Below are 26060 nucleotides of genomic sequence, written 5' to 3'. Positions count from 1 at the left end.
ATGTCTCTTGAACCCTAACTGCTGTTGCGCTGGTTGGAATGCGGCCTAGCATAGGCCGCACTTAGTCATCGATCGCTGTCTTCTTTTCGCTGCGCCACTTTCCGATCCTGCAAAAAGATTGGGGGTCAAAGCGGAACTCGCGGCCGACGCCGACCTGTGCAGCGACCCAATATTACTCGTCCACTGCCGCGCGGCAGGCGGCCAGGGCGCGGCTGATGTGCTTTTCCACCATCTTGACCGAGATGCCCATGACGGCGGCGACTTCCGGGTAGGTGAGGCCGTCGAAGCGGTTGAGCATGAAGGCCTGGCGGCATTTGGGTGGCAGCGCGGGCAGCGTGTGGGTGTGCAGGTGCTGCAGGGTGCGGCGGGCGTCCACCAGCTGGTCCACCGCCGTGCCGGCGGCGGCGAGCGGTTCGCTGCCCTCCAGCGGCACATGGCGGGAGGCGTGCCTGCGGTGGCGCGTGCGCCAATGCTCCAGCACCACGTTGTGGGCGATGCGGTACAGCAGCAGCTTGTAGCTGTGGATGTCTGGCGTGTCGCGGTAGGCCAGCAGGCGCAGCAGCGCTTCCTGGGCGAGGTCGGCGGCGGTGTGCGGGTCGCGCAGGCGCCGCCGCATGTAGGTGAGCAGCTCTGCCTGCAGCTGCACCACGGCCTGGTCGAAGCGCTCCCTGACAGGCGCGCGCTCTTCACGCACCTGCCAGCGCGTGGTGAAGCGGCCAAGCGCGTAGATGCCCGCCATGGGCGCGCGGGCCGGCAACTCGCGCACGGCGTAGGCGCTGCGGTGGCGCCACGGGTGACTGCCGTAGCGCTCAACCGGCACCGCGCTTGCCACATGCGCGCGTGCCGCCACCGCCTGACCGATGACACCGTGGCGGTCTGTACGCGACGCGCCGGTCATGCCCTCACTCATCATGCGACGTCTCCAGCAACGGGCCGGGCACATGTGGTGCGCACATGCGCTGCGGCGTGATCAATGTGGGTCTACAAGGCTGATGACCAGCTCGCCATCGCGCTGGCGGATGTGCAGCTTGCTGCCGATGGCAAAGCCCAATTGTTCCAGCCAGCGGCCGCGCAGGCGCAGGGTGGGAATGCGCTGGTGACTGTCGGGATAGTACCCATAGCCGACGGTGCACTGCTGCGGCGCACGTGGGCGGCCCGGCCGCCGCGGTGTGCGGGGTTCGGCGCGGGGTTCGGGGACGGGCGTGCGCTCGAGGTAGCGCCGCGGCTGGATCGAGGGATCCAGCGAGCGCCAGACGACTTCGGTAGGCGGCGGCACCGTGGCGCGCTTGCGCGCAGGCGTGGAACGGGATGGGGATCGACGCATGGCAAAGCCCTCCTTGACGAACAGGCCCCGTCGCACGACGCGACGGGATGTCGGGAGGCTAGAAACCGCACACAGACGGCAGGCGTTTTCCCAAAGGGATTCGCATTAGCCGCTTTCCGACGCAAGTGTCACGCCGATTACGCATGCAAGAAACTGCAGGCACAAAAAACCCACCGGTTTGACGGAGGTGGGTGCCGCTGTGTGAGGAGTTTCTAGGCTCCTTGCAGCGAGATTGCTACGCGTTGGGTGGTGTGTCAACTGGTTGGAGCGACTCATTGCAATGCTGCGCTTAGCCAAAAAATTCTTTTATGCAGGCGGTTTGTCCGCACTCCGACAGTCACCTCAGCTTGACCCTGCCCTGCGCCACCCGCACACTTCCAGCCGGAGCCTAGAAACTCCCCACACAGCGGTACCCACCTCCGAGTTTTGGTGGGTTTTTTGTGCTCGGCCATCTGGCCTGGCACTGCTCGGCGTTCCTACGCCGGGAGGGCGGCGAATACAACACCCGCAAGGGGAATAAGCCCGCCGGCTGTGTGCGGTTTCTAGCCTCCCGGCATCCCGCTGCGTTGTGCAGCGGGAGCTGCCTCACGGCAAGGAGAGCGGCATGCACAACGAACCCGGTTACTGGATGTCCGAAGGCGCGCAGTACCACCTGCTGCGCGTACGCGACCAACTGCGCCTGCTCGCTACCCTCGCCACACCACGTACCCGCGACGAAGCCACGCTGGAGACGCCAACGATTCCACTGCAGCAATGGGCCCATTGCCTGCAGAACCTGGTCGAGCAGGTGGATGATGTGCTTGGGGATTTGAGTACCGCCCCCTAGCGCTGCCTGTCTCTGTCAGCGTGTCAGCCCTGCAATCGATGGGCTGGCCGGTTTGGACGTGGGCGAGTACCTTGCTTTGTATCGACGCGCCGCGCCGGCATACAAGACAATAATGACACGCTTTCGCTTATTCACGCTGCTGCCTTGCTTGGCACTAACCTCGGTGCTGCCCAGCGCGTGCACCCGGCCGTCTGAGAAAGCGGGTGATCTGCCCGCTGCAACATCGCCCACACCCGCAGCGCGTTCTGCGCAAACCGCCATGACGCAGGAAGCCACCCTCAGCATCCAACAGATTGAAGCCGGGCTTTTGAGATTTGCAGCGTCACTGGAACAACCCGGCGACATGAGCCATAAGCGGATGGAGGAGATGCTAGGCATCACATTCGACCCGCCGAAGGATCTTGCGGTGTCACGGCGTGTGCTGAGAAACCTTCCTCTGGCGAACGGCTATACGTTGTATGTATCGCATAGCCCGGAGAAAAAAGGATTTAGCTTTATCAACATGCTGATCGGATTGCCAGACAAACACGACCCGACGCGCGTACCCGATGCCGCATGTGTTTGGGATGCGGCCGACCTCTCGGCCAAGCTTGAGGCCATGGGTTACAAGCGTGGCGGGCAACGGCCGTTCCAGGGCGGCACCCAGCGGCAGCACTGGCGCGCCGTCCAGAACGGAGCGCAAGGCTTTTCGGTTGCCTTGCTGATCTACGAGACCACCGCCGGTGGCACAAGACGCGAGTGCGTATATGGTGCCCAGATCGATGGAGGTGATGCGTGACGCCAGTTGACCCACGGATTGAGCCATTGCTCTTGCAGATGCGCAAAGACCCCAACCTTCCCGAAGGGGCTGAGGCATCCCTCAGACAAGCCATCTCCGAATCGCCGTACCTGTCCAACTTATTGGTGAATGCGATAGCGAACGGGCAGATTGGTGCCATCGCCGTCTCGCATGGCCAGCACAACGCTGGTCACTTTCAGGACGGCAAGGATGGAAAAGCGGGCACGCTCAACGTCAGTGGATCGCTGTTTCAGGATTGGCAGGGCCGTGCGCGGATCGATCACCTCACAGAAGTATTGGGTCACGAAACCATGCATGGCGTGCTGGCAGAGCATCGCGCCAACGCGTTGGCAGCGTTCGGCAGGACCATGGGCGACAAGATGCAGGACGCCCACGCACAGCGAGAGAGTCAGGTAGACCTTACAGAGCCGACGCGTGTCTATCTGGACAAGACGCGACAAGACGAGGCTCTGGCGGAAATCTCAGCGCTAAGAGCACTCAACAGCCGCATCAAGCACGAGAACCCTGGCATCTCCACACAGGATGCCGAGGGCATGCTGCTGGACCGCTCAGTCACGCGCTGCGTCGACAAGCACGTGATACCCCCAGCATTTGCCCAGGGTCTTAGCTATGAAGCGCTGACCACACACGACCAAGCGCGAGGAAAACCGCTCACCCGTGCCGTGGAGCAATGCTTCTACGACAGCAGAGGCACTCTTGGCCCGCATGGCGATTCCGATTACCGGAAATACTACGGCGTCAGCGCGATCAGCCCCTAAGCATGATATCTACTACGAGATATCTTCACTTTTCCCCATCATATTCAAGAAGCTTGAAATAGCTCTTTTTGAGATGGATTCGGAATAAACGAAAATTCAGCGCCTATTAACGTGTTGTCATCGTTAGGGCCAATTCTATTAATTCTGTTTTTCAGGCTTGATGCAAATCTAGTCGGCGATGTTAAACTGGAAACTGCCAGTCGTGGACGAACACTCCAGAATTTATGCGCGCCGTCAGACATAATGTATATTCTTATTTTTCCGTCAGTCATTTCAACCTGATTTAGAGGAATCAATAACTCTTGGTACATCGGCTCGACATTTCTCGATATTGCACTTGTCAAAGTGCTTTCGCCAGCATGGCTTTTGAGCTCTTTCTTTGTGTAAATGCCCTCATCAAATAGCCTTTGATGCTGGGTATGATCAACCGTAAGCTGGACTAGGCGGCCCTTCTCAAAAAGGTAAGCGCGGCAATCTCCAACATGTCCTATCTGAATCCCAAACGATGAAATATAACAAAATGTGAGAGTGGTGGCAGCATTTATAATGCTAGGGTTACTTTCACCCGCGTTGATGACAGCCTTCCATGCCCCATTCATTATAGAGTTAATGTCAACACTCTCGGAGAATTCTTGCCCAGCGATAAAATCCACTACGACAGAAGATGCTATTTCTGAACCAATATAAGAGCCAACGCCATCTGCCACTGCCATCATGTAACCGTTACCGAATCGTCTCGGAAGCAACCAAGAGTCTTGGTTAACGCTATTTTCTCTCTTTGGCCTGCTAAAACCACCGCATTCTGTTAGATAGATCATTCTTTAATTCCTGAGACGGCAGTGAGATCCTGATAGATCGCATTGACATTTTCATAGCGTGATACAGGTCGGTGGTGAGTGCACTTATCTATTATTTTTCCTAGCCATTTAGCCTCCGAATGACCCAGCTTATCGAAGACAACACCCAGAGAGTATATATCACTCCTCTCTGAATATTCTCCCGCCGCCGAAGATTCCGGCGCCATATATTCTTTTGTCCCCATTGCCGTGGCAATATTTGTTAAGACTTCGCTGTTCTTCTTCGGGTCGACGTTTTTAGCCAAGCCAAAATCTGACAACTTATAAACATATCCAAAAGGAGTTAGAAATTTTAATATGTTTTTTGGCTTAATATCACGATGTAGCAATTTTTTAGCATGCAGGTAAGCTACGCCACGCAAAATCGACTTCATTATCTCAAGCTTATCGTCATCATTTAATGACCCCGCATCCATCTCCTTCTGTAAATCACATTCAGCTAAATCCATCAAAAACCAAGGTATTTCGCCGATTTTGTACATGTAAATTTGCACAATGTTTTCGTGACTGCACTCCGCTTGATATTTTACTTCTCGGGCAAATCTCGGCAGATAATCATTTGCAAAAGATGGATCACTAGGAGAATATATTTTTATGGCGTACTTTCCGCAGAAATGTTTACTATGGTTATACAGATCCACTCTCTCTACACGACCGAACCCTCCGCTACCAAGCTCATCTAACGTTTCGATCAGATAATTTCCGTGAATAATCTTCATAGCCCGCCCTTAACTTAATCCCGCACTGCTTTTACGTCATTCGATTGCTGAACGCGCATTTACGGACTTGCTAGCTTCCTTCTGCCAGGCCAACTCAAGCATCGCTGATCCCTTGAAGCTGGTATCTCTTCAATCTGCCATTTGTCGAGTTAATTCGACACACCAGCGCATTGAGCGGTTCGAACTCGCCTCGTGCAACCTTCCCAAGATTATCGGCCATTATTGTTTTTTGATGATCATCCAGATCAATAGAAGGGCTAAAGCTATGTGATATTGATTCGATGTCGGTTATAAACCTGCCCGTTCCCGTTCGCGCATTAAATCTGCTAACGCCTACACGGATAATTTCGGAATCAGTTTCAACAACCTCTGTTTCAAGATAGTTTAGCGTTTCATCGTCGAGTGTGATTATCGCCGTTCGACCCATCGACAAACACACTGACAGACCCTGATGTTTAACGGGAAGATGGGCCTGGGCAAGGGCTCGCTCGAGCCTACCATGCAGGTCCTCGTTAGCACGCATTAATTGCTGAATTCTTTTTCTTGCTTTCCTATTCTTGATGACGAATGGAATTCCTAAGCAACTGGACATTAGAAACTTTAAGACGTCATAGATTCCGTCTTTTGTAAGATCTGCTAGTAACTCAACCGTAGCTGGATCAGTCACCAAAAGCTGGATCAGCTGCTCAAGTGAGCCTTCTTGAGACTTCTTAAGTACTAACCTGAACCCCTTTGCGGCAGGAGCTTGTACTACCACCTCTCCGTGAATTCCAGCATGCAATGAAAGCAAAAGTATTTCTGAAATAGCAGCCAACGAATGGCTTCCATAATACATATCCAAGCCATTAAATTTCTTTGAACCATTTGAATATTTTATTTTAAACGTCAAATCCACTATGACCTCTCTATTTATTTAAAAAATCAATTTCTCGCTTTTTTTCTTACTTGCTGCATTTGAAAATACGAACCGAGTTAATTTTATGTCTTTCCTCTCCCACAACGTTCGATAAGCCTCATTTCATAAGGCAGATAGCCTCAAGGGCATGATTGCGGCTCATACCTTTGCAGGCCTAGATCCGCTACGCACTAAAGGAGTAGCGTGGATCATCTTTGGCAACAACACTGCTCGAATCATGCCCAGCGGCTGCGTACTACTCGTCAGCACAATAGGCTTGCCTTGAGCAAACTGATTGGACGCTTTTTTGTAAGTGCCAACGCAAACTATCTTTATCGCACTAGCGTTGTGGCATGTGAGCAGTTCATGTATATCGCGCGCGACACTGGTGCCCGCTTGCTGGCATTTACATTCCTTACATCGCAGCAGCATTGGGTGCCCGTTTTTAACCAAAATCAGGTCGATGCCGCCATCAGCGCCACGCAGGCCGATTTCCACCCCGACATAGTCCTGGTAGTAGCCTAAGGCTGGGCCCACCATCAATTCGAACTGGCTCGAGCGATTGGTGTCCACACCCTCTAGCGTATTGCGGGTGTCTAGCGGTATGCCGCGCTGGTTGCTGTCGACAAATGAAACGAGCGCGGCCAGCCAGCACATGCCCAGCACTACCCATGCGACATGTACGAGCGCTGTGCTGAAGCTTTGGTTGAAGCCTTGTGCGCGTAGGACACTATGATGCGGCGGCAGCCATCGAACGCTGGTGCGGGTAATAAGAAAAGTACCAACTTCCACAGCGAGCTCAAGCGGCCATGGTAATGACAGCACTGCGGTAAACCCTGTACTTCCCCGTTTGCATCCCATGCATGAAACCCCCGTTCCAACCTGCACACTACCGTTGTGTAGTGGTTTTGTCAGCGGGGTACGCGACATTTTGTATCAGCGGTGTCATCCGCTGTGATTGGACGCACTAAATTGCATGATTAGAGATGCTCACCGTTGTGCGAACGCCTCTACTCATTTACTGCAGCGCTTGCTTACTTCTTTTTGCTTTTCTTGTCCGGTGCTTGGCTCAAAGCGGACGCAGCTGCTGTTTTCGATGCCTTGCCGGTGCTGCCGCTACGCAAGACCTTGCTTGCGGCCTTGGCCGCTTTGGGGCCGGTTTTCTCGTTGGTCGCCATACGTGTGACCTCCTCGCCACCCCAATGGTGGCGAGGCGAAACTAGGCCGATTATGTTGGCCGCGCAAGTCTGGTTGCAGGGCGCGATACGGCAGATACTGCAAGACCGCCGGTGTGTTATCTGGGTCAGTTCTTTGGCGACATGCGTGGCGCTGTGTGCCTGCTGTTTTAAGGCCGGCGTGCCACAGCAGCGTGCCGAGTCAGCACTGCGGCGATGGTTCGGGCAACGGCTGCCGCGCCTGGCCCCAGGTGAGCATTGCATCCAGCGCAGGGCACAGGGCCTGGCCCCACGGCGTGAGGCGGTAATCCACCTGCGGCGGCACCTGCGCGTAGACGGTGCGCAGCACCAGTCCGTCGCGTTCTAGCTGGCGCAGCTGTTGGGCCAGCATCTTTTGCGAGATGGCGGGAATCAGCCGCTCCAGGTCCGAGTAGCGCTGCACCTTGCCGTCGAACAGGTGGAACAGCAGCAGCAGTTTCCAGCGGCCTTCGATGAGTTTGAGCAGGGCTTCGACATCGCACGCGGCGGTGTCCGGGGTGTGCGGCTTTCCCATGGGTGCGTGACTTACCTTTGCGTGCGTTCTTGCGGCAGGCGATGCCGCTGCCGATCATGGCATACCGTTTCTACCGGACCGCCGCCATGTCGCTTGCCCTGCCCGCCGCCATTGCCTGCTTTTTTACCGCCAGCAACGCCGGCGATGCCACGGAACTGCTGCCGCATCTGGCCGACGATGCGGTGGTGCACGACGAGCACCGCCAGCACCGTGGCGCTGCCGCCATTGCGGCTTGGCTGGCACAGGCGCAAGCCACCACGCCGTATCGTGCGGTGCCAATTGGCGTGCACACCCAGGGCGAGCAGGTGAGTGTCACCGCGCAGGTGTCTGGCGATTTCCCGCAGAGCCCGCTGCAGCTGGAGCATGTGTTCCAACTGGTGGACGGCAAGATTGCGGCGTTGGAGATTCATTGACTGGGCGTGCTGGCATGAAGTGAAGGCCGCACGTACTGGATGTACTGCAGCGATAGCGTGCATCTCTGTGCTGTAACGTGGCGAACGCTATCGCAAGGCGGTGGATGCAATGTCAGATCCTTCAATGCCCTAGGTCCCGTGATTCGTCGGCGGTGGGAGCATGGCGTGGGCATGGCAGCCTGTTTACCTAAGCAAGGCCGGCGTCTGGCGGCCTGTGATCGCGGATGTACTGCTCGATATACGCCATCACAAGCGCCGCACTGTGGTCGTGTTCTAGCAGGTCGATTGGCCGCTGATTGCCTAGGTACTGGTTCCGCGCTTCTGCCCACTGGAAGAAATCCCTGGGCTTTGGCTTGATCGGCTTGGCAACGATCATGGCCGCCTGTAGAAGATCGGGCCGTGTGTACCAAGAGATGGGTTTGACTGCATCCTTGCTCTTTCCAGGAATCACGCGTGGCAGCTGAGAGGCAGCGAGCTCTTCCAGCGATATGTGCTTGCGCGTCCAGTGCGCGTGCTTACGCAGTTCGCCGTTGGGCTGGCGCTCTTTCTTAGGTGGGTTTTTGTCATCAAGCCTAGTTGGAATCACCAAACCGATGACCATGTGCGGCTTCTTCTTTCGAACCAGCTCCAGTGCGGGTGCTATGTCGGTATCGTTGGTGACGACAACTAATTGATCAAGCTCGCTGCAGCTGATTGCGTCGTCATATAAGGAAAGCGCCAGATTTACGTCTGATTGCTTCTCCTCCAGTTTCCACACCGTGACCTTTCCGCACTCACGTGGATCTTTGTCAGGATTCGCTGCATCTACGACGTACTGGTTCGATTTGCTGAGCGAGTAATAACCCGAAGTGATCGAGATTCGGTCGTTTGCAGCCAAGGCACGATGGTACTGAAGTTGTGAAGAAACCGAGTCAGTACCTTTTGCAGCACGGGGCACGATGGGAGCGGTGAAATAACGGATTGCGCAGTGGTCCAGGACCATCTGCGAAGCAGGTGCGTCTGGCGCGGTCCGATGCAGAATCGAAGGCAAAATATGCTTTCCAAACAGCTCGATCAGATCCAGCCACTTGTAGGGTGTTTTGCGCAGACACCCGTAATACAGGTTATAGCCGTCTATATAGACCCGCGTCCTTAACGCTGCCATTTCCGCTTCCCTGAAATGAAAAAACCGGCTCAAGGCCGGCTTTTTCTCCCTGACTCCTAAGGTGCGAGCCCGTAGCAATGAGGGTTAGTTGTTAGGGAGTAAATTAGCCAGGACTGACAGACATGTCAACCGGGCCTGACGCTGTGCGGTGCTGCCGTGGTCCCGCTCAAAGACCCGCGAGAACTCGGTGACGCTCTCGATCAGCATGGACATGCTCGTTCGCCTGCTACTGCCTCCGAAACACTCAGCCGTTGAGCGTGCGGCCGCCGTCGACGATGAGTTCTGAGCCCACCGTCCAACGGGATTCGTCCGAGGCCAGGTACAGCACGGCCTTGGCCACTTCGTCCGGGGTGCCGAAGCGGCCTAGCGGGATGGTGGCGGCGATGTCCTGGTTGACCTGGTCGCGGTATGCGGCGGGGATGCCGAGCTTGTCGTACAGCGGGGTTTCCACCGGGCCGGGGCTGACCGCGTTGAGGCGGATGCCGCGTGCCAGCAGTTCGCTGGACAGGGTCTTGGCCATGCTCAGGAACGCCGCCTTGGTGGCCGCATACACCGATGAGCGGGCCGCGCCCACATGCGCGTTGATGGAGGTGTTGAGCACCACCGCGGCGGGGTTGGCGAACACCGGCAGCAGCGCCTGCATGAGGAAGTACGGGCCTTTGACGTTGATGGCGAAGGAGGCGTCGAAGGCCTGCTCGGTCCAGTCTTCGATCGGTGCCCACACCGACACGCCGGCGTTGAGGAAGGCGATGTCGAGCTGGCCGTAATGCGCCTGCACCGCCTGCGCCAGCTGCTGCTGCGCGGCGACGCTGGCCGAATCGGCCCGCAGCACCAGCACCTCGGCACCCAGCGCGGCCTTGGCATTGGCGATGGACTCGGGGTTGTTGCCGGTGACGATGACGCGGGCGCCTTCGGCCAGGAACTGGCGGGCGGTTTCCAGGCCGATACCGCTGGTGCCGCCGGTGATGAGGGTGCGTTTGCCTGCTAGACGGGACATGGGGTGCTCCTGGGAGGTGGCAGGCCCGCCGCGTGTGGCTGGCCTTCGATGGGGTGCAGCTTGGGCCCATGCCGAATGTGGCGGAAGACCGCGCCGGCACATACCATTCATGCGATATGCGCATGAATGGGAGTGGGTAATGGACCGGTTTCTGCTGATGACCTGCTTTGCGCGTGCGGTGGAAACCGGCAGCTTTTCAGCGGCCGGGCGCGACCTGGGCCTGGGCCAGCCCAATGTCAGCCGCCACGTGGCAGCGCTGGAAGAGCACCTGCACACGCGGCTGCTCAACCGCTCCACCCGCAAGCTGGTGCTGACGCCGGAAGGAGAGCGCTACTACGCGGAGGTGCGCCGCATCCTGGATGCGGTGGGTGAGTCGGAGATGGCGCTGCACGACAACGTGCAACCGTCCGGCTTGTTGCGGGTGGCCTGCCCCACGGCCTTGTCGCACCACTATGTGATGCCGCTGGTGCCGGAGTTTTTGCGGCGCTTTCCGGGCCTGGAGCTGGACCTGCAGATCAACGACCGCTTCGTCAATCTGCTCGACGAGGGCGCGGAGCTTGCCATCCGCATTGGCCACCTGGAAAACAGCGCGCTACGCGCACGGCGGATCGGCGCGTTCAAGCGCGTGTGCGTGGCAAGCAATGCCTATCTTGCCGAGCGCGGCGTGCCCCGCGTGCCCGAGGACCTGCGCCAGCACGATTGCGTGCTGTACACCCTGCTGGCCTCCGGGGCGACGTGGCGTTTCAAGGATGTGGAAGTGCCGGTGTCCGGCCGGATCCGGGTCAATTCGCCGGAAGCCGCGCGCGAGTCGGTGAGCGCGGGCCTGGGCATCGGGCAGGGGCCGGAGTGGTTGTTCGAGCAGGGGCTCAAAGCCGGGCAGCTGCAGATCGTGCTGGGCGCATTCTCCGCACCTGCGGTGCCCATGCACATCCTGTATGCGGCCAACCGGCTGGTGCCGAAGCGGGCGATCGTGTTTATGGATTTTATTGCCGAGGCGTTTGCCAAGATTCCGCAACTGAATGTGGGAGGCTGATCGCCCGGCATTATTCCAGCGGCCGTGGCGAGGGGCGCTGGTCCTTGGAAAACGTCTTGTGCAGTGACGCGGCGCGCTCGTCGGCAACGACGTTTTCAACACTGCTCAGGCCACGCGATGCGATGACGGCCGAGGCTTTTGCATCTCCCAACAGGTAGGCCAGGCGCAGGTAGGCCAGGCTGTCGACCAGGTTCTTGTTTGCGGTGTCGCTGACGTACACGTCCGACAACCCGTAGTACGCATACAGGTTCCCCGCCACCGCGGCCCGCCGCAGGATGCCGATGCCCTGATAAAAACGGCCCGCCAGTGCGGTCTTTTTGCCGTAGATCACCGTTGCGGGCTGGTTGCCTGCCTGCGACTCGGCCTTGAGCTGGTCCAGCGTCAGGGTTTCCAAGCGGGCCAGTTCGTGTTCCGTCGGGTAGCCGTGGCGCAGCAGCCACTGCGCCTCTGCATCGGAATTGGCGATCAACGGTCCGCCGGCCGGGCAGGCATTGGGGCCCCGCGGGCAGAGATAGCGCCTTGCCTGCTGGCTGACCGAAGGCGGATGGCTGTTGGCCGCCTGGGCGGGCGGCAGTGCGGTGGCGTTGCCATCTGCGGTGGCGGGGCTGGCTGCTGCCTGCGCCGATGTGGGCGCCTTATCGGTTTGCGCGGCTTGGTCTTTGTCTGCGCAGGCTGCAAGCGCAAGGCACAGCGCTGCCATGGACAGGAGTTTGGTGACGTGCATGGGCCATCCGTTGCGGGCTGCAGTGCCGGTGCGTGATGTTGCGCGATGCCGGCCTGCGATGCGACTGCCTCCCCTTGCCGGCCGCGCCGGCAGTTGCTCCCACGCACTGCCGCCCAGGTGGCGGCGCATGCGTGCGCCATTGCGCGCCTGCCCCGCAGCCCGGGCGGGCGCACCCGGCGCGGCGTTGTGCCGGTTGCTGGTGCCGCACGCGCCAGGCGGCCGGTCGCAGGCCCTGGCCTGCGCAGGTTTGCGCGGCGCACAAAAGCGGGCGCTAGCGCGGGCCCGGGCGCCGGCCTTTATGCCCAAAGCGACGCGATCTTTGCGCAATCGGGTCGCTTGAGACGATTCGCAACCCTGGTCTGCGTCTTTCCGTATACCGTGACACACATCACACTCAAATGTGATGCAAGTCTCACTTCACTACGGACGAGGGATCTGGCGATGGCCGACAACGGGATGGGGCTGCAGGCGCAGCCGCTGGGCGCGCACGGTGGGGCAGGTCAGCCGTGGGCTGCGCTACTGCCGGCGTTGACGACGTCTCCGGGCGACGGCCGCGCCACGCCCACGGGCACCGACGTGGCCGGCCTCAAGCGCCTGCTGCGCAAGGGTGCGCGCGGCCTGCTGCGCACCCTGCCCTGGCGGCACCAGGACCGGCTGTACTACCTGCACACCTTCGGCCGGCTGCCGGATCTGTACGCGCCCAAGTGCTTCAACGAGAAGATCCTCTACCGCAAGTGCGTGCACGGCGATTACCCGCTGTACCGGCGGCTGGCGGACAAGTTTGCGGTGCGCCCGTATGTGGCGGCCAGGATCGGCGAGGCGCACCTGATCCCGCTGCTGCTGGACAGCACCGACCCGCAGGAGCTGCTGCGCCTGCCGCAGTGGCGGCAGACCGTGATCAAGGCCAACCATGGCGCGGCGATGGTAGAGGTGGTGCGCGATGAGCCCGATGCGCAGCAGAAGCGCCGCATCATCGAGCGCTGCGGCCAATGGCTGCGCACCGACTTCTCCGACAAGGTGCGCGAGATCCATTACCGCGATATTCCGCCGCGCATTTTGGTGGAGCAGTACATCGGCGATGCGCAGCAGGTGCCGGTGGACTACAAGTTCCACATGTTCCGGCAGGTGGACGGCAGTTTTCAGTACGTGCTGCAGGTGATCTACGGGCGCTTCGACACGCCGAAGTTGGGCATGACCTTCTTTGTGGGCAACCTGCACGAGGCCTTTCACCGCATCCGCGACGACGGGCGCGCACCGCCCTGCGCGCCGGCGCTGCTGGAACAGGCGCTGGAGTTGAGCAAGCAGCTGGCAAGCGACTTCGATTACGTGCGGGTGGATTGGTATATCCAGCATGGGCAGGTCTATTTCGGCGAGCTGACCTTTACCCCGGGTGCGGGGCTGGTCACCGGCCTGGACCGCGGGCTGGACCGGATGATGGGCGACATGTGGGTGCAGCGGCGTGCGCCGGTGGAGGCGGCGTTTCCCACCCAGGGTTTGGGCGCCAGCGTGCGGGTGCCGGTGCGGTGAGAGCGCTTGCCCGGCCCGTCCGGGCGGCAGGCAACTGACAGCGTGGCCTGAGCGCAGCACGCCTGCGGCCGCCATGGCTTGCTGCATGCGCGGCGCGCTCCCGTCACCGCAACGCGCGGCTGCGATGACGATCCACGCGTGCCGCCTGCAGCGCGGCGTTTATCCGCGCGCCTTCAGATGCAGCATGGGGTAATGCGCATACTGGCCGGCGCCGTGTTTGATGATCGGGTCCTGTGCGGTGATGGCGGCAATGTCCTGGTCGTCGGCAATCTGATACAGAGACAGACCAAAGCCGCCGGTTTCATCGATGACCGGGCCATGCGCCAGCAGGATTCCCTCGGCCAGGCGCTGGTCGAGAAACGCGGCATGCTGCTGCATCAGGGCTTTTTCCTGATCCGACATGGTGGCCAGAAAGTCCGCGCGCGGCGGGATGAATTTGCAGAAATACGCTTTCATTCTCGTGTACTCGTGGCAAAGGGGATGCGTCACGGCTTTAGCAAAGCCGTTGATCGGGTGATAACACGGGGTTTTGCGCGGTTTACTTGATTGAATCAGCAGCTGGATCGGCGCTGTATGTAACGCACAGCACTCAGGCTGTTTTGATGCTTTTGAAAATCGCGCCTTCAAACATCTTTGGCAGGTAACTCTGCAGGAACAGGATCATGCCGGTCATCTTTCCGACCGGGTTGCTGAACTTGGGGTCCTTGGCCTGGATCAGCTTCTGGATGGTGTCCACCACGGCATCCGGTGCTTCTGCGGTGTCGATTCCCTTCTGGGTCGACGCGTTGGCCTGCGTGCGGTAAGCGTTGTAGTCGGCAATGGGGTTGCCGGCGGCAGGCACTGCGTTGTGGCCCAGATTGGTCTTGAACCAGACCGGCTCCACCATGTTGACCTTGATATTGAACTGGGCAAGTTCGAACCGCAGCGATTTGAAGTACCCCTGCACCGCATGTTTGGAGGCCGCGTAATACGACAGGTTCGGCGGCCCGATCAGCGCCACGATGGAGCTGACGGTGATGATCTGCCCGCTCCGTTGCTTGCGGAAATACGGCAGCAGCGCATTGGTGGTTTTGACCGTGCCCCAGAAGTTGGTTTCGAACTGCTGGCGGCCCACGTTGATGGCGGTTTCTTCGGCGATACCGGTGACCATGTAGCCGGCATTGTTGACCAGCACATCCAGGCGGTCGACCGATTGAAACAGCGTTGTGGCAAACGACTGGATCGAGGCGTCATCGTCGATATCCAGGCGCAGCAGCTTGAACGGCAGCTTGGCCTGGTGCTTTTCCGGCTCGCGGCTGGTGCCGATGACGTTGAAGCCCTGCTTGTGCAGGTTGGTGGCCAGCAACAGGCCAAACCCTGAGGATGCGCCGGTGATCAGCACTGTCTTTTTCATCGTGGTGTCTCTGAAGGAATGCGGTTTAGGGAAGGTGGAGAAACATCGCCAGCCATCGGCGTGCAGCTGCGCGGTGCCTGACGCTGACCTGCATTGCGGTGTGCGTTGATGCGGACTGCCGCCGCGGTTGCCGCCGCGGCCTGGGCGCCATCACTTGCCTGAAACGCGTGGTTGGACTGCCCATGCGCCGCATGCTAGTATCGATTTGATAGTGAGTCAATACGGAAATGATATGAACTCAAAAAATGCGTCGGACAGCCTGTGCCCGATCGCGCGCAGCCTGACCTTCCTGGGCGATGCGTGGACGATGCTGATCCTGCGTGACGCCAATTCCGGGCTGACCCGCTTCGATCAGTTCCGGCAGAGCCTGGGGATTGCCCCGACCATGCTGACCAAGCGGCTGGCGACGCTGACCGAGGAGCGGCTGCTGGAAAAGCGCCTGTACTCCACCCGCCCGCCGCGCGAGGAGTACGTGCTGACCCAGGCAGGGCGCGATTACCTGCCGGTGCTGTTCATGATTGGCGCGTGGGGCAGCAAACACCGTGGCGAGGGCAAGCTGCTGCGTTTTCTGGATGCGGAAACCGGCACCGAGCTGCAGCCGGTTGCCATCGATGCAGTCACCGGTGCAGAGATCGGCACACGCGCGATTCGCATGGTGATGCCGGAATGAGCGCGGCGGCGTGGTTGATGGCTCTCAGCATGCGTTGACGCCTGGCGCGCTACCCTCCCGCGCCCTGGCTGCCTCGACCTGGGCGACTGCGTGACGCGTTGGCGTCATGTTGCGCACCGATGTCTAGGACAGCCGCGCCGCTCTTCCATTCCCTACAAGGACGTCACCGTTGTCGCACGTTTCCCTACGCCGCTTCCTGCCGCTCGCCTGTCTAGGTCTGCTGTCTGCCTGCAACGGTGGCACGGCCACCCCCAGCGCGCCGCGCCCGGAGTCCGAGCACTTCACCCTTGCCGAGCTGCAGCAGCTTGGCTGCACCGTCACCGCCACACCCAAACGCGATGTCCGCAAGATCCCGTTGCTGGGCGAGGTCGATGGCTATGGCGTGACCAGCACCAACGCCTGCGCCACCCACATGATCAGCCTGCTGCAGCCGATGAGCTACGAGGACGCGGTGTGGGAGGGTGCACGCAGCGCCGCCGGCACCTTTGCCAAAGAGCACGGGCTGGAGCGCGAGAGTTATGAAGGCCGGCTCGGCGAGTACAGCGAGATCGAGGTGTTCAGCCGCGGCGGCAAGCCGGTGGGCTTTGAATACAACGTGCAGGCAAAGGGCACGTTGCATTCGGTGGTCGTGCTCTCCGACAGCATCGCGCCGGATGCGGCGTTCGAGGCGGTGATGAAGACCAAGCTGTGAGGGTGTGAGCCTGACTGACAACCGTTAGCTGGCGCGCCAGATCAATGATAAAGTGGCTACCACCTAATGGTTAACTGGATAACGCCATGACGAATCTGGTCAAGCTGGCGACCGCACGTGCTCTGGTCGACGCCAGTGCGGTCAGGCACGCGTCGGTCATCGGGGAAGCCGGTGCCTGGACCGTGCAATTGCAGACCCATGACCAGACCCGTGTGCTGGCCACCAAGGCGAATGCGCCGCGCCGGTTTGGCAGCTTCGAAAGTGCGTTAAAGGTCTTGCGCGAGATGGGCATGCCATTGGACGTGCTTCACGTGGACGCTGCGCAGTGGGACGCCGAGGGCGGCAATGCGAAGCGCCGGCCTGACCGCTCCGAGGCGATGAAGGTCAAGGAGTTGGATGCACGCTATGCGGTGTCGCTACGCACCCAGACCGAGCATGCCCTGGCCGACCCCCGCCCCGCACTCTCCAGCGCGCAGTCGAAGCAGCAGATGGAGACGCTCAAGACGCAACACCGTGCGGCGCTTGAGGCAGCCCTGGCTGCAAAGGGCACGCGTGCGTGAGCGTGGCCTGGAAGCAGAGCGCGCTGGATGCGCGCACCGCGTTGCTCGCTTCAGCATTGGCGCGCGCGATCGAAATCTCCGACCCGCAGATTTATTTCGCCGCATGTGAACAGGACGAGCGGATCGAAACCGAGGGCGACGCGCTGGATGGTGCCGCCACCTATCACTCTGGGCCATTGCCGGGAACGCGTTTGTACACCTGCCAGGACGGCAGATATCTCCTGATCTACACACGCGACGGCGACGATGTGCTGATCCTTGCCCTCGTATCTGCGCGCTCTGATTGGAAGCCGACGCAGTCAGGCGATCAATAGATCCATGACGCGTCGATGCTACCGAGCGATGGGCATACGCGACTGCTCGACGACATCGACAGCGCGCTACATCCCACCCAACGGCTGCAGGCACAACCAGATTGCGCACCAGTGCGAGAGCGCGCCGCCAAGCACGTGGGCGTGCCAGATGGCGCGGTTGTAGACCAGCGACTTGCGCACGTAGAAGGTGACACCCACGGTGTAGAACGCGCCGCCGGCGGCGATCAGCCACAGCACGGTGCTGTCCAGGCCGGCGAGCAGCGGCTTGATCACCACGATGCCGGCCCAGCCCAGCAACAGGTAGATCACCACCCAGAAGCCCTTGGCGATGCCGGGCAGGAACAGCTTGGCGAACACGCCGAACAAGGCCACGCTCCACACGCCCAGGATCATCGCCCAGCGCCAGGTGCCGTCGAGGGCGACCAGCAGGAACGGGGTGTAGGAGCCGGCAATCATCACGAAGATGCCGGCGTGGTCGAACTTGCGCAGCATCGGCTGGCGTTGCGGCGGGGCGAAGTTGTACGCCGCCGAGCAGCCGAACATCACCAGCAGCCCCATCGCGTAGACGCAGGTGGCCAGCAGCATGGTCTGGTTGGCATGCGCGCGCCAGACCATCCAGGCGCCGCCGACGATGGCCAGGAACAGGCCGGCGGCATGCACGATCACATCGGCACGGCGGGCGGAACGGGTCTTGTAGTGCGGCGCGGTGAGGCTGGGGGAAACGGGCACGGCAGTTCTTCGAGATGGGGGAGCCACAGCGTGCAAGGCAACGGTGACGCGGTGGGGGCAACAGAATACCCGGCTTGCTGAATCCGCTCAGTGACACAGGCTCGCCGGTTCGGCGCTGGTCTCATACCCTGAGACACCTCCCCTGTCTCATGCCCCTCTTTGGGAGCCGCCGTATGCCTCCGTTTGCCCTCGCTCCCCGCACCGAAACCGCCGAACGCGCGCTGGCCACCACCGATGGCCGGCCCAGCCGCGATGGCGCACTGCTCACCGAACGCCTGGAACGGCGCTACCACGACCGCATCACCGGCAGCTTTACCCTGCCCGGACGCGACGGCCGTTATGCGCCGATTCCCGCCGACGTGCCGGCCGCGCTGGCCGACGCCTTGCGCGCGCGTGGCATCAGCCAGCTCTACAGCCACCAGGCCGATGCCTGGGCGGCCACCCAACGCGGCGACCATGTGGCGATCGTGACGCCCACCGCGTCGGGCAAATCGCTGTGCTACACGTTGCCGGTGGTGAGCGCGGCGATGCGCTCCGGGGCCAAGGCACTGTACCTGTTCCCGACCAAGGCGCTGGCGCAGGACCAGGTGGCCGAGCTGCTGGAGTTGAACCGCGCCGGCGAGCTGGGAGTGAAGGCCTTCACCTTCGACGGCGATACGCCCGGCGATGCGCGCCAGGCGATCCGCCTGCATGGCGACATCGTGGTGAGCAACCCGGACATGCTGCACCAGGCGATCCTGCCGCATCACACCAAGTGGGCGCAGTTCTTCGAGAACCTGCGCTATGTGGTGATCGACGAGATCCACACCTACCGCGGCGTGTTCGGCAGCCACGTCACCAACGTGTTGCGCCGGCTCAAGCGTATCTGCGCGTTCTATGGCGCCAACCCGCAGTTCATCCTGTGCTCGGCCACCATCGGCAACCCGCACGCGCACGCGCAGGCCCTGATCGAAGAACAGGTGCATGCGATCACCGAATCCGGCGCGCCCACCGGCGACAAGCACGTGCTGCTGTGGAACCCGCCGGTGGTCAACGCCGATCTGGGGCTGCGCGCATCGGCACGCTCGCAGAGCAACCGCATTGCGCGCATTGCGATCAAGAGCGGCCTGAAGACGCTGGTGTTCGCGCAGACGCGCCTGATGGTGGAGGTGCTGACCAAATACCTGAAGGACATCTTCGACCACGACCCGCGCAAGCCGCCACGCATCCGCGCGTACCGCGGCGGCTACCTGCCCACCGAGCGGCGCGAGGTGGAGCGCGCGATGCGCGCCGGCAATATCGACGGCATCGTGTCCACCTCGGCGCTGGAGCTGGGTGTGGATATCGGCGCGCTGGATGTGGTGATCCTCAACGGCTACCCCGGCAGCGTGGCGGCGACCTGGCAGCGCTTCGGCCGCGCCGGGCGCCGCCAGCAACCGGCGCTGGGCGTGCTGGTGGCCAGCTCGCAACCGCTGGATCAATACGTGGTGCGGCATCCGGATTTCTTTGCCGATGCCTCGCCCGAACATGCGCGCATTGCGCCGGACCAGCCGCTGATCCTGTTCGACCACATCCGCTGCGCCGCGTTCGAGCTGCCGTTCATTGCCAGCGAGCCGTTCGGGCCGATCGACCCGCTGGTGTTCCTGGAAGCGCTGGCCGAGAGCGACGTGATCCACCAGGAAGGCGACCGCTGGGAGTGGATCGCCGACAGCTACCCGGCCAATGCGGTGAGCCTGCGCTCGGTGGCCGACGGCAACTTCGTGGTGGTGGACAAGAGCGACGGCAAGCAGCAGATCATTGCCGAGGTGGATTATTCGGCCGCGGCGCTGACCTTGTACGAAGGCGCCATCCACATGGTGCAGAGCACGCCATACCAAGTGGAGCGGCTGGACTGGGAAGGCCGCAAGGCCTATGTCACGCGCACCCATGTGGACTACTACACCGACAGCATCGACTACACCAAGCTGAAGGTGCTGGACCGCTTCGACGGCGGCGTGGCCGGGCGCGGCGACTCGCATCACGGCGAGGTGCATGTGGTGCGGCGCGTGTCCGGCTACAAGAAGATCCGCTATTACACGCACGAGAACATCGGCTACGGTCCGGTCAATCTGCCCGACCAGGAACTGCACACCACCGCGGTGTGGTGGCAGTTGCCGCAGGCCACGTTGGGCAAGGCGTTCGCCTCCAAGCAGGATGCGCTGGATGGGTTCCTGGGTGCGGCCTATGCGCTGCACGTGGTGGCCACGGTGGCGGTGATGGCCGATGCGCGCGACCTGCAAAAAGCGGTGGGCAATGGCGACGGCGCGTGGTTTGCGGTGGCCGACCAGACCGGGCGCGGCCAGCTGCGTGGCGTGGACGAAGGCGAAGAAGGCGCGGTGGAATTGCAGCAGGCCTTCGTGCCCACGGTGTATCTGTACGACAACTTCCCCGGCGGGGTGGGCCTGAGCGAGCCGCTGTGGCTGCGCCAGGCCGAGCTGCTGCAGCGCGCCGACGAGCTGGTGCGGCGTTGCGACTGCAGCGCCGGCTGCCCGGCCTGCGTGGGCCCGGTGCTGGCCGCGCATGAGGAAGGCAAGGGCGAGTCGCCCAAGTCGTTGGCCTTGACGGTGCTGGCGCTGTTGTTCGATGCGGATGCGCCGTTGCCGCATGCCACCCAGGTGGACGACGACCTGGCGCTGGACGTGCTTGCATGAGCGTGAGTGCGGACCGGTTGCGCTTGTTGCGGCGTCAGGCCGGACACGCCGATGTGCCGGCGCCGGCGGCGCTTGCAGATGGCGCTGCAGTGGATGGTGCGGATGTTTCCGCTGCGGCCGATGCGCAGGCCGATGCCCACCCACTGCGCGCGGCAGCGGTGGCGCGCACCTCGGGTGATGCAGTCGGTGCGGATGCAGTGCCGGGCGATGCGCACACGCGTGCCGCAGGTGACATGCCTGCGGCGGCGCAGCCGATGCGTGCGCCGGCAGCGCCGGTGCCTGGCAGCGATCCTGGGGTGAGCGCAGAACGCTTGCGCCTGCTGCGCCGCCAGGTCGGCGGGCTGACACCCACGGCGCGCAAGGACGATGCGGTGATGCCCACGCGCGCGCAACGCCAGCCTGCGCCGGGTGCTGCTGCGTCTGGGTCACGCGCTTTGCCGCGCGATGCGGCTGTACGAAGCGCGCAGCCCGGCAGCGCAGAGGCGGCCGGTGCACCGGCCATGACGCGCCGCGCCCTGCAGGCACCGGTTGCTGCAGCGCCTGCGCGCGATAGCTCGGCGTTTGCCTGGGTGGACCACGATGTGCGCCACAAGCCGGCAGGTGCAGCGGCCGATGCGGCAGCGCGCTTGCCGGCTGTGCGCGCGACACCGGCTGCGCCCACATCACTGCCGGCACCGCAGCGACGCACCGATATCGCCGGCCTGCGCAAGATGATCGGCCTGCGCGAGCGCGCGGTCTCGATGCACGCGCCGGTACGCGCGGCGTCCACCGACCGGCATCTGCCCGGCAACGAGATCGCGCCCGGCCTGCACCTGATCGAAGCGTTCCTGCCGCAGGCGATCCCGCGCCAGGCGCTGTCGCTGGCGTTCGCCAAGCGCGAGGACGCGGTGGACCCGATGGACCTGCTGTTCTTCGATACCGAAACCACCGGCCTGGCCGGCGGCACCGGCACGCGCGCCTTCATGATCGGCGTGGCCGATTGGTACACCGACGCTACGCAGGGCAGCGGGCTGCGCGTGCGCCAGTTGATGATGTCCACGATGGCGGCCGAAAGCGCGATGCTGGATCTGTTCCGCAGCTGGCTGTCGCCGCAGACGGTGCTGTCCAGCTACAACGGCCGCTGCTACGACGCGCCGTTGTTGAAGACGCGCTACCGCCTGGCGCGCCGCGGCGACCCGATCTCTGCACTGGACCATGTGGACCTGCTGTTCCCCACCCGGCGCCGCTATCGCGGCACCTGGGAGAACTGCAAGCTGGCCACCATCGAACGGCAGCTGCTGCGCGTGGTGCGCGAAGACGACCTGCCCGGCTCCGAAGCGCCGGCCGCCTGGCTGAGCTACCTGCGCGGCGGCAGCGCGCGCAACCTGCGCCGCGTGGCCGAGCACAATCACCAGGACGTGGTGACCTTGTCGCTGCTGATGCAGCGCCTGGTGGCGGTGGAAGCGCAGGACCGTGACGTGATTCCGATGCTGGAGACGCCCTGACAACAGGCCGTCATCGGCCGTGGCGCCAGCGCACTCACACAGGCACTTCCAACAGCTCGGTCACCATCTGCCACGCCGCAAACTCCTGCTCGAATTCGGCCAGGGTCAACAAGCCCATGCAGGCATGCGCGCCGATCGGTAACGCCTGCCCTGCGGCAAGCTTGCGCACCAGCAGGATGGCGGCGAAGCAGGGAATCTCCGGGCCGTGCAGCATTGCAGCGGTGAGGTCCCACTGCAGTCGCAGCGGCCGGGGATCGCCAGCCTGGGGATGGCTCATGCCTCGCAGCTCCACGCGCATGCCACCGAGGTCGGTGCCGAAGCGGTCAAACCAGCGTGCCGCACGTGCAAACACCTCGGCCAGGCGCGCCATCGGCAATGGCACGCCGTGCTGACGCAGCCAGGCGACACCGGCCAGGCAGCGCTGCAGGAACGGCACCTCCAACGCGGCGCGAAACTGCACGCTCTGCACGCCTGGATAGCGCTGTGGCAGCAGATCGTGATCGGGCACATCGCAGGGCGACGCAAGCCGCGGCGCGAGCTGCGCGAACTCCACCTGCGTGGGTCTGGCCCAGCCCACCACCGTTTGCCAGCGGCCCTCATGCAGCCATGCGAACGGCGTGCCGCAGTACGACAACACCGCACGCACGGTCGCCAGGCCAAGCGGTGTGCCTTGCGCGGGTGCGATGACCATGCGGATGTCATGCAACGCTGAAAAACGCGGCAGCAAGGCATCGATGACCGCACTCGACAGCGCGGGCAAGGTGCTGGCGCCGCTGATGGCCACACGCTGCGCTTGCCTTGCCGCTGCATCCACTGCCGCGGGGAAATCGCGGACGAACGCGCGGCCGTCGGCCAGGTCGATGTAGTGCATGCCGGCCTGCAGGCAGGTGTGCGCCACGGCGTAATCCTGGCCCTGGAACGGGCCTGCGGTGTGCACCACCGCATCGGCGGCAGTGGCCGCCAGTTGCGCGGCAAAATCGCTTGCGTCGATATCCAGGCGACAGCATGCAATGCGACCAGGCGCGACATCCGGCCACCTGGCCGCCACATCGCCGGGATGCCGCCCGGCCGCGATCACCTGCAGTTGCGCCGTTGCCGCCAGCGCCCGCACGATGCGCGCGCCGAAATGCCCGAAGCCCCCCAACACCACCACCCGGTACGTCATTGTCTGCTCGCCGTCTGCGCCTGTTGCGCAGTATCGGCGAGTCGCGGCGTCACCGAGTCACCAGCGCTGTGTGTCGCCTGCCGCGCGTGCCTGCACGGCGCGTGCGGCGCCGAGCCGGTTTGACGCCCGTCACTGCCTCCGGCCGAGAGGGCGCCAGCTGCTCGCCGTCTGCGCGTGCTGCACAGTCCCGGCGAGCAGCGGCCTGCGGCGATCAGCCCTCGATCTGTGTGGCCAGCCCCTGTGCGATCGCCTCGCGCATGATGCGCTGGGCTTCCTTGTCGGCGCGCACGCTGGCGGCGGCCTGCTGGCTAGACAGGTCTGCCTGCTCGGTGGCGAGCGCCGCCTGCTGCCTGGCCAGCGCCTGCATCCGCTGGTCGGCGCCGCTGCGCTGCATGGCCTGTTCGGCCTGGCGTACTGCGCGTTCTGCTTCCCGTGCCGCACGCTCGGCGGCCTGTTGTGTCAGTGCATCAGTGTCGAGCAAGGATGCATTGACGTGCTTTGCGGCCGCGTCGGCAGCACGTGCACCCAGCTCGGCCATCTGCGCACCCAACTCGCCCTGCTGTTCGCCGAGCTTGCCCTGGCGCTCGCCCAGCGCGCCCTGCGCCTGGCCCAGTTTGGTGACTGGCGCATACACCGCATTCAAGCGCTTGAAGGTGTCGGGATCGCGCACGACGTACTGCTTGCCATCCTTGCGGAACCACATCAGCTGACCATCCTTGCCGGCCAGGCGACGCACATGCTTGAGATCGTCCACCGAGCCATTCATGACGCTGTCGTTGCCCTGCAGCAGCACGTAGGCATCGCGGTCGGGGTCATGCGACAGGTTGATCTGGCCGTGCGTGGAGGTGGTGGTGAAGGTCTGGCTGGTGGATGACGCCGCTGCAGCCGGTGCGGCGGCGTTTGCCGGTGCGGCGTTCGCTGCCGCAGTTGCCGGTGCGGCTGCAGCGGCGGCAGTGGCCGGTGCCACGGTGCTGGACACGCCGGCAGCTGGCTTGGCTGTTGCTGCCGCTGATGCGGCAGCAACAGCCGGCGCCGCGGGCATCGCCACCAGGCGCAGCGGCAGCACGCCGGTGATGGCCACCGCGCCCAGGATCAGGGCCGCGCCAAACCGCGGGAACGAGGTCGGGTTCTGCAACATGAGCAATCTCCGTTTGAGGCTGAGGAAGGACGGCGAGGCGCTGGCCACGCCGCCGTGCGGGCGCGGTGCCACGCCCAGTTGCAGCAACAGCCGGCCATAGTCGTGGCGGCAATGACGGTGGCCTGCGACCACCGCGGCATCGCAGGCGGCCTCGCGGGCAGTGGCGTATTCGCGCGCGGCCAGATGCACCAGCGGGTGGAAGAAGAACAGGTGCTGGGCCAGCGACGGCAGCAAGCCCCACCACAGATCGCGCCGGCGCAGATGGATCAGTTCATGGGTCAGCGCCATATCCAGATCGTCGTCGGCCATGTGCGGCAGGCGTGCGGCGGGCAGCAGCAACACCGGGCGCCAGGGCCCGATCAACTGCGGCGAGGCGATCTGCTGCGATAGACGTATTTCCGGCGGCTGCGACAGGCCATGCGCTTCTGCGGCCATGCGCAGTGCGGCGACCAGGGCGCGATCGGTACACGGTGCGGCAGCGCGTACCAGGGCGCGGCTGCGTCGGTATGCGCGCACTGTGCCGAGCGCCATCACTGCAACGCCGGCAACCCATAACGCGGCCAGCCACAGCGCCCAGGACGGACCGCTTGCACCCTGCAGCACGTCAGCCGCGCCCGCACTGGCGACCGCGCCGGCGCCGGATGCACTGGCATTGGCCATCACCATCGGCGCCAGGCTGTCGCCGGCAATCAAGGCAGGCGTGGGCGTGGCTGCGGGCAACACCGGCAACTGCAGCGGCGCGTTCCACAGCAGGCCGACCACGGCCTGCACTCCCACCAGCCACCACAACCAGGTCTGCGTGGTGGCCGGCAGCCGCCGCACGCTGCGGCACAGCGCCCACACCGCCAACGCCAGCACGGCGGTCTGCACGCTGGTGGCGCCCAGTTTCCAAAGCAAGGCTTCGATCATCGGCGACATGCTCAATCCTCCTTGCGCTGCGACTGCAGCTTGGCGACCAGGGCTTCGAGCTCGGCCAGCTCGCTGTCGCTGACCTCGGCGCGCTGCGACATCCACGCCACGAACGGCGACACCGAGCCCTGCAAGGTCTTTTCCACGAACTGCCCCACCGCCGAGCGCACCACCGCGTCCTGCCCGCTGGTGGCGCTGTAGCGATACATGCCATCCACCTGCTCACGGCGCAGGAAGCCCTTGGCGCGCAGGCGCTCCATCATGGTCAGCACGGTCGAGCGCGCCAGCCCGCGCGGCTCACCGAACGCGGCCGCCACTTCGCCGACACTGGCCTGCCGTTGTTCTTCGATGTGTTGCAGCAGGGCCAGCTCCTGGTCCCCGATGGTCTTGCCACGCATGCCGCTCTCCATGACTACAGTTGTCGCTACCGTAAGCGTGACGACAACTGTAGTCAATAGGTCGGATGGAAGGGGGACGGTACAGATGAAGAATCAGACGGAAAGCCGTGACGAAGAGGTTCGCCAAGATTGGCGCCTCCGACGGACCGTTCCCCACTGCAAGATTTACCAACCTGACGGAGCCAACCGGGGCATC

Annotated in this window: 29 protein-coding genes; 12 read left to right on the top strand and 17 right to left on the bottom strand. The window is 62.7% G+C overall.

The window, feature by feature from the left end; translation table 11 throughout:
- Nucleotides 1-172: 172 nt before the first annotated feature.
- Both GGR73_RS14850 and GGR73_RS14845 read right to left on the bottom strand, forming a co-directional pair.
- Nucleotides 173-910 carry an RNA polymerase sigma factor gene (locus tag GGR73_RS14850; RefSeq protein WP_456362984.1) on the bottom strand — a complete coding sequence of 246 codons (738 nt, stop codon included), beginning with the start codon at nt 908-910 and terminating at the stop codon, nt 173-175.
- A gap of 60 nt (nt 911-970) precedes the next feature.
- Nucleotides 971-1324 carry a SymE family type I addiction module toxin gene (locus tag GGR73_RS14845; RefSeq protein WP_184457625.1) on the bottom strand — a complete coding sequence of 118 codons (354 nt, stop codon included), beginning with the start codon at nt 1322-1324 and terminating at the stop codon, nt 971-973.
- Between the two features lie 604 nt (nt 1325-1928).
- Between GGR73_RS14845 and GGR73_RS14840 the strand changes: the two genes are divergently transcribed.
- The 3 genes from GGR73_RS14840 (at nt 1929) to GGR73_RS14830 (ending at nt 3707) form a co-directional block, all read left to right on the top strand.
- Nucleotides 1929-2150 carry an XAC0095 family protein gene (locus GGR73_RS14840; RefSeq protein ID WP_184457623.1) on the top strand — a complete coding sequence of 74 codons (222 nt, stop codon included), beginning with the start codon at nt 1929-1931 and terminating at the stop codon, nt 2148-2150.
- Nucleotides 2151-2409: 259 nt separating this feature from the next.
- Entirely contained in the window at nt 2410-2928 is a 519-nt protein-coding gene (locus GGR73_RS14835; RefSeq protein ID WP_456362983.1) for a hypothetical protein, read from the top strand.
- Nucleotides 2925-3707 (top strand): hypothetical protein, encoded by a 783-nt coding sequence (locus tag GGR73_RS14830; RefSeq protein WP_456362982.1) that lies wholly within the window; start codon nt 2925-2927, stop codon nt 3705-3707. The genes GGR73_RS14835 and GGR73_RS14830 overlap by 4 nt, the downstream gene beginning before the upstream one ends.
- Nucleotides 3708-3751: 44 nt before the next feature.
- Here the strand turns inward: GGR73_RS14830 and GGR73_RS14825 are convergent, their stop codons facing one another.
- The 6 genes from GGR73_RS14825 to GGR73_RS14800 all read right to left on the bottom strand — a co-directional run bounded on the left by GGR73_RS14825 (nt 3752) and on the right by GGR73_RS14800 (nt 7906).
- The gene (locus tag GGR73_RS14825) at nt 3752-4525 is read right to left on the bottom strand and encodes a PP2C family protein-serine/threonine phosphatase (protein WP_184457618.1); all 774 of its coding nucleotides are present in this window, start codon (nt 4523-4525) and stop codon (nt 3752-3754) included.
- On the bottom strand, nt 4522-5283 hold the full coding sequence (locus tag GGR73_RS14820) for a serine/threonine-protein kinase (protein WP_184457615.1): 762 nt from the start codon (nt 5281-5283) through the stop codon (nt 4522-4524). The genes GGR73_RS14825 and GGR73_RS14820 overlap by 4 nt, the downstream gene beginning before the upstream one ends.
- A gap of 94 nt (nt 5284-5377) precedes the next feature.
- Nucleotides 5378-6178, bottom strand: a complete 801-nt coding sequence (locus GGR73_RS14815) for a DUF7946 domain-containing protein (RefSeq protein WP_184457612.1) — start codon at nt 6176-6178, stop codon at nt 5378-5380.
- Between the two features lie 159 nt (nt 6179-6337).
- Nucleotides 6338-6970: a restriction endonuclease gene (locus tag GGR73_RS14810; RefSeq protein WP_184457610.1), complete on the bottom strand. Its 633-nt coding sequence runs from the start codon at nt 6968-6970 to the stop codon at nt 6338-6340.
- Nucleotides 6971-7212: 242 nt separating this feature from the next.
- Nucleotides 7213-7356 carry a hypothetical protein gene (locus GGR73_RS14805; protein ID WP_184457608.1) on the bottom strand — a complete coding sequence of 48 codons (144 nt, stop codon included), beginning with the start codon at nt 7354-7356 and terminating at the stop codon, nt 7213-7215.
- A gap of 199 nt (nt 7357-7555) precedes the next feature.
- Nucleotides 7556-7906, bottom strand: a complete 351-nt coding sequence (locus GGR73_RS14800) for a winged helix-turn-helix transcriptional regulator (RefSeq protein WP_184457606.1) — start codon at nt 7904-7906, stop codon at nt 7556-7558.
- An 86-nt stretch (nt 7907-7992) separates the two neighbouring features.
- Here GGR73_RS14800 and GGR73_RS14795 point away from each other — a divergent pair, with 86 nt between their 5' ends.
- Nucleotides 7993-8319: a nuclear transport factor 2 family protein gene (locus GGR73_RS14795; RefSeq protein WP_184457603.1), complete on the top strand. Its 327-nt coding sequence runs from the start codon at nt 7993-7995 to the stop codon at nt 8317-8319.
- A gap of 187 nt (nt 8320-8506) precedes the next feature.
- Here GGR73_RS14795 and GGR73_RS14790 read toward each other — a convergent pair whose 3' ends face one another.
- Both GGR73_RS14790 and GGR73_RS14785 read right to left on the bottom strand, forming a co-directional pair.
- Nucleotides 8507-9496: an NYN domain-containing protein gene (locus tag GGR73_RS14790; protein WP_221234173.1), complete on the bottom strand. Its 990-nt coding sequence runs from the start codon at nt 9494-9496 to the stop codon at nt 8507-8509.
- Between the two features lie 211 nt (nt 9497-9707).
- Nucleotides 9708-10460, bottom strand: coding sequence for an SDR family oxidoreductase (locus GGR73_RS14785; protein WP_039529390.1), 753 nt, complete (start codon nt 10458-10460; stop codon nt 9708-9710).
- A 139-nt stretch (nt 10461-10599) separates the two neighbouring features.
- On the opposite strand from GGR73_RS14785, the gene GGR73_RS14780 reads away from it, so the two are divergent.
- Nucleotides 10600-11493, top strand: a complete 894-nt coding sequence (locus GGR73_RS14780; RefSeq protein ID WP_065046361.1) for a LysR family transcriptional regulator — start codon at nt 10600-10602, stop codon at nt 11491-11493.
- Nucleotides 11494-11503: 10 nt separating this feature from the next.
- On the opposite strand, the gene GGR73_RS14775 is transcribed toward GGR73_RS14780, so the two are convergent.
- Nucleotides 11504-12217 (bottom strand): hypothetical protein, encoded by a 714-nt coding sequence (locus tag GGR73_RS14775; protein WP_456362981.1) that lies wholly within the window; start codon nt 12215-12217, stop codon nt 11504-11506.
- A 456-nt stretch (nt 12218-12673) separates the two neighbouring features.
- On the opposite strand from GGR73_RS14775, the gene GGR73_RS14770 reads away from it, so the two are divergent.
- The gene (locus GGR73_RS14770) at nt 12674-13744 is read left to right on the top strand and encodes an ATP-grasp fold amidoligase family protein (RefSeq protein ID WP_184457951.1); all 1071 of its coding nucleotides are present in this window, start codon (nt 12674-12676) and stop codon (nt 13742-13744) included.
- A 159-nt stretch (nt 13745-13903) separates the two neighbouring features.
- Here GGR73_RS14770 and GGR73_RS20355 read toward each other — a convergent pair whose 3' ends face one another.
- Nucleotides 13904-14371, bottom strand: a complete 468-nt coding sequence (locus GGR73_RS20355) for a YciI family protein (RefSeq protein WP_456362980.1) — start codon at nt 14369-14371, stop codon at nt 13904-13906.
- Nucleotides 14334-15137 carry an SDR family NAD(P)-dependent oxidoreductase gene (locus tag GGR73_RS14760; protein WP_184457601.1) on the bottom strand — a complete coding sequence of 268 codons (804 nt, stop codon included), beginning with the start codon at nt 15135-15137 and terminating at the stop codon, nt 14334-14336. The genes GGR73_RS20355 and GGR73_RS14760 overlap by 38 nt, the downstream gene beginning before the upstream one ends.
- A gap of 232 nt (nt 15138-15369) precedes the next feature.
- On the opposite strand from GGR73_RS14760, the gene GGR73_RS14755 reads away from it, so the two are divergent.
- The 4 genes from GGR73_RS14755 (at nt 15370) to GGR73_RS14740 (ending at nt 17372) form a co-directional block, all read left to right on the top strand.
- The gene (locus GGR73_RS14755; protein WP_126966826.1) at nt 15370-15807 is read left to right on the top strand and encodes a winged helix-turn-helix transcriptional regulator; all 438 of its coding nucleotides are present in this window, start codon (nt 15370-15372) and stop codon (nt 15805-15807) included.
- 169 nt (nt 15808-15976) lie between these two features.
- A complete protein-coding gene (locus GGR73_RS14750) occupies nt 15977-16498 on the top strand; it encodes a hypothetical protein (protein ID WP_016902924.1) in 522 nt (173 codons plus the stop codon).
- A gap of 86 nt (nt 16499-16584) precedes the next feature.
- On the top strand, nt 16585-17058 hold the full coding sequence (locus GGR73_RS14745) for a hypothetical protein (RefSeq protein ID WP_456362979.1): 474 nt from the start codon (nt 16585-16587) through the stop codon (nt 17056-17058).
- A complete protein-coding gene (locus GGR73_RS14740) occupies nt 17055-17372 on the top strand; it encodes a type II toxin-antitoxin system RelE/ParE family toxin (RefSeq protein ID WP_184457600.1) in 318 nt (105 codons plus the stop codon). The genes GGR73_RS14745 and GGR73_RS14740 overlap by 4 nt, the downstream gene beginning before the upstream one ends.
- Nucleotides 17373-17438: 66 nt before the next feature.
- On the opposite strand, the gene trhA is transcribed toward GGR73_RS14740, so the two are convergent.
- The gene (trhA, locus tag GGR73_RS14735; RefSeq protein WP_184457597.1) at nt 17439-18101 is read right to left on the bottom strand and encodes a PAQR family membrane homeostasis protein TrhA; all 663 of its coding nucleotides are present in this window, start codon (nt 18099-18101) and stop codon (nt 17439-17441) included.
- A gap of 173 nt (nt 18102-18274) precedes the next feature.
- On the opposite strand from trhA, the gene GGR73_RS14730 reads away from it, so the two are divergent.
- Entirely contained in the window at nt 18275-20770 is a 2496-nt protein-coding gene (locus tag GGR73_RS14730) for a DEAD/DEAH box helicase (protein ID WP_184457595.1), read from the top strand.
- The gene (locus tag GGR73_RS14725; protein ID WP_184457592.1) at nt 20767-22254 is read left to right on the top strand and encodes a ribonuclease H-like domain-containing protein; all 1488 of its coding nucleotides are present in this window, start codon (nt 20767-20769) and stop codon (nt 22252-22254) included. The genes GGR73_RS14730 and GGR73_RS14725 overlap by 4 nt, the downstream gene beginning before the upstream one ends.
- Before the next feature lie 34 nt (nt 22255-22288).
- On the opposite strand, the gene GGR73_RS14720 is transcribed toward GGR73_RS14725, so the two are convergent.
- The 3 genes from GGR73_RS14720 to GGR73_RS14710 form a co-directional block, all read right to left on the bottom strand.
- Nucleotides 22289-23419, bottom strand: a complete 1131-nt coding sequence (locus tag GGR73_RS14720) for a saccharopine dehydrogenase NADP-binding domain-containing protein (protein ID WP_184457590.1) — start codon at nt 23417-23419, stop codon at nt 22289-22291.
- A 211-nt stretch (nt 23420-23630) separates the two neighbouring features.
- The gene (locus GGR73_RS14715) at nt 23631-25475 is read right to left on the bottom strand and encodes a M56 family metallopeptidase (protein WP_184457588.1); all 1845 of its coding nucleotides are present in this window, start codon (nt 25473-25475) and stop codon (nt 23631-23633) included.
- A gap of 2 nt (nt 25476-25477) precedes the next feature.
- On the bottom strand, nt 25478-25876 hold the full coding sequence (locus GGR73_RS14710; protein WP_024940429.1) for a BlaI/MecI/CopY family transcriptional regulator: 399 nt from the start codon (nt 25874-25876) through the stop codon (nt 25478-25480).
- Nucleotides 25877-26060: the final 184 nt, after the last annotated feature.

The organism is Xanthomonas sp. F14, assembly GCF_014199865.1.
This window is presented reverse-complemented; position numbering and strand designations above follow the sequence as displayed.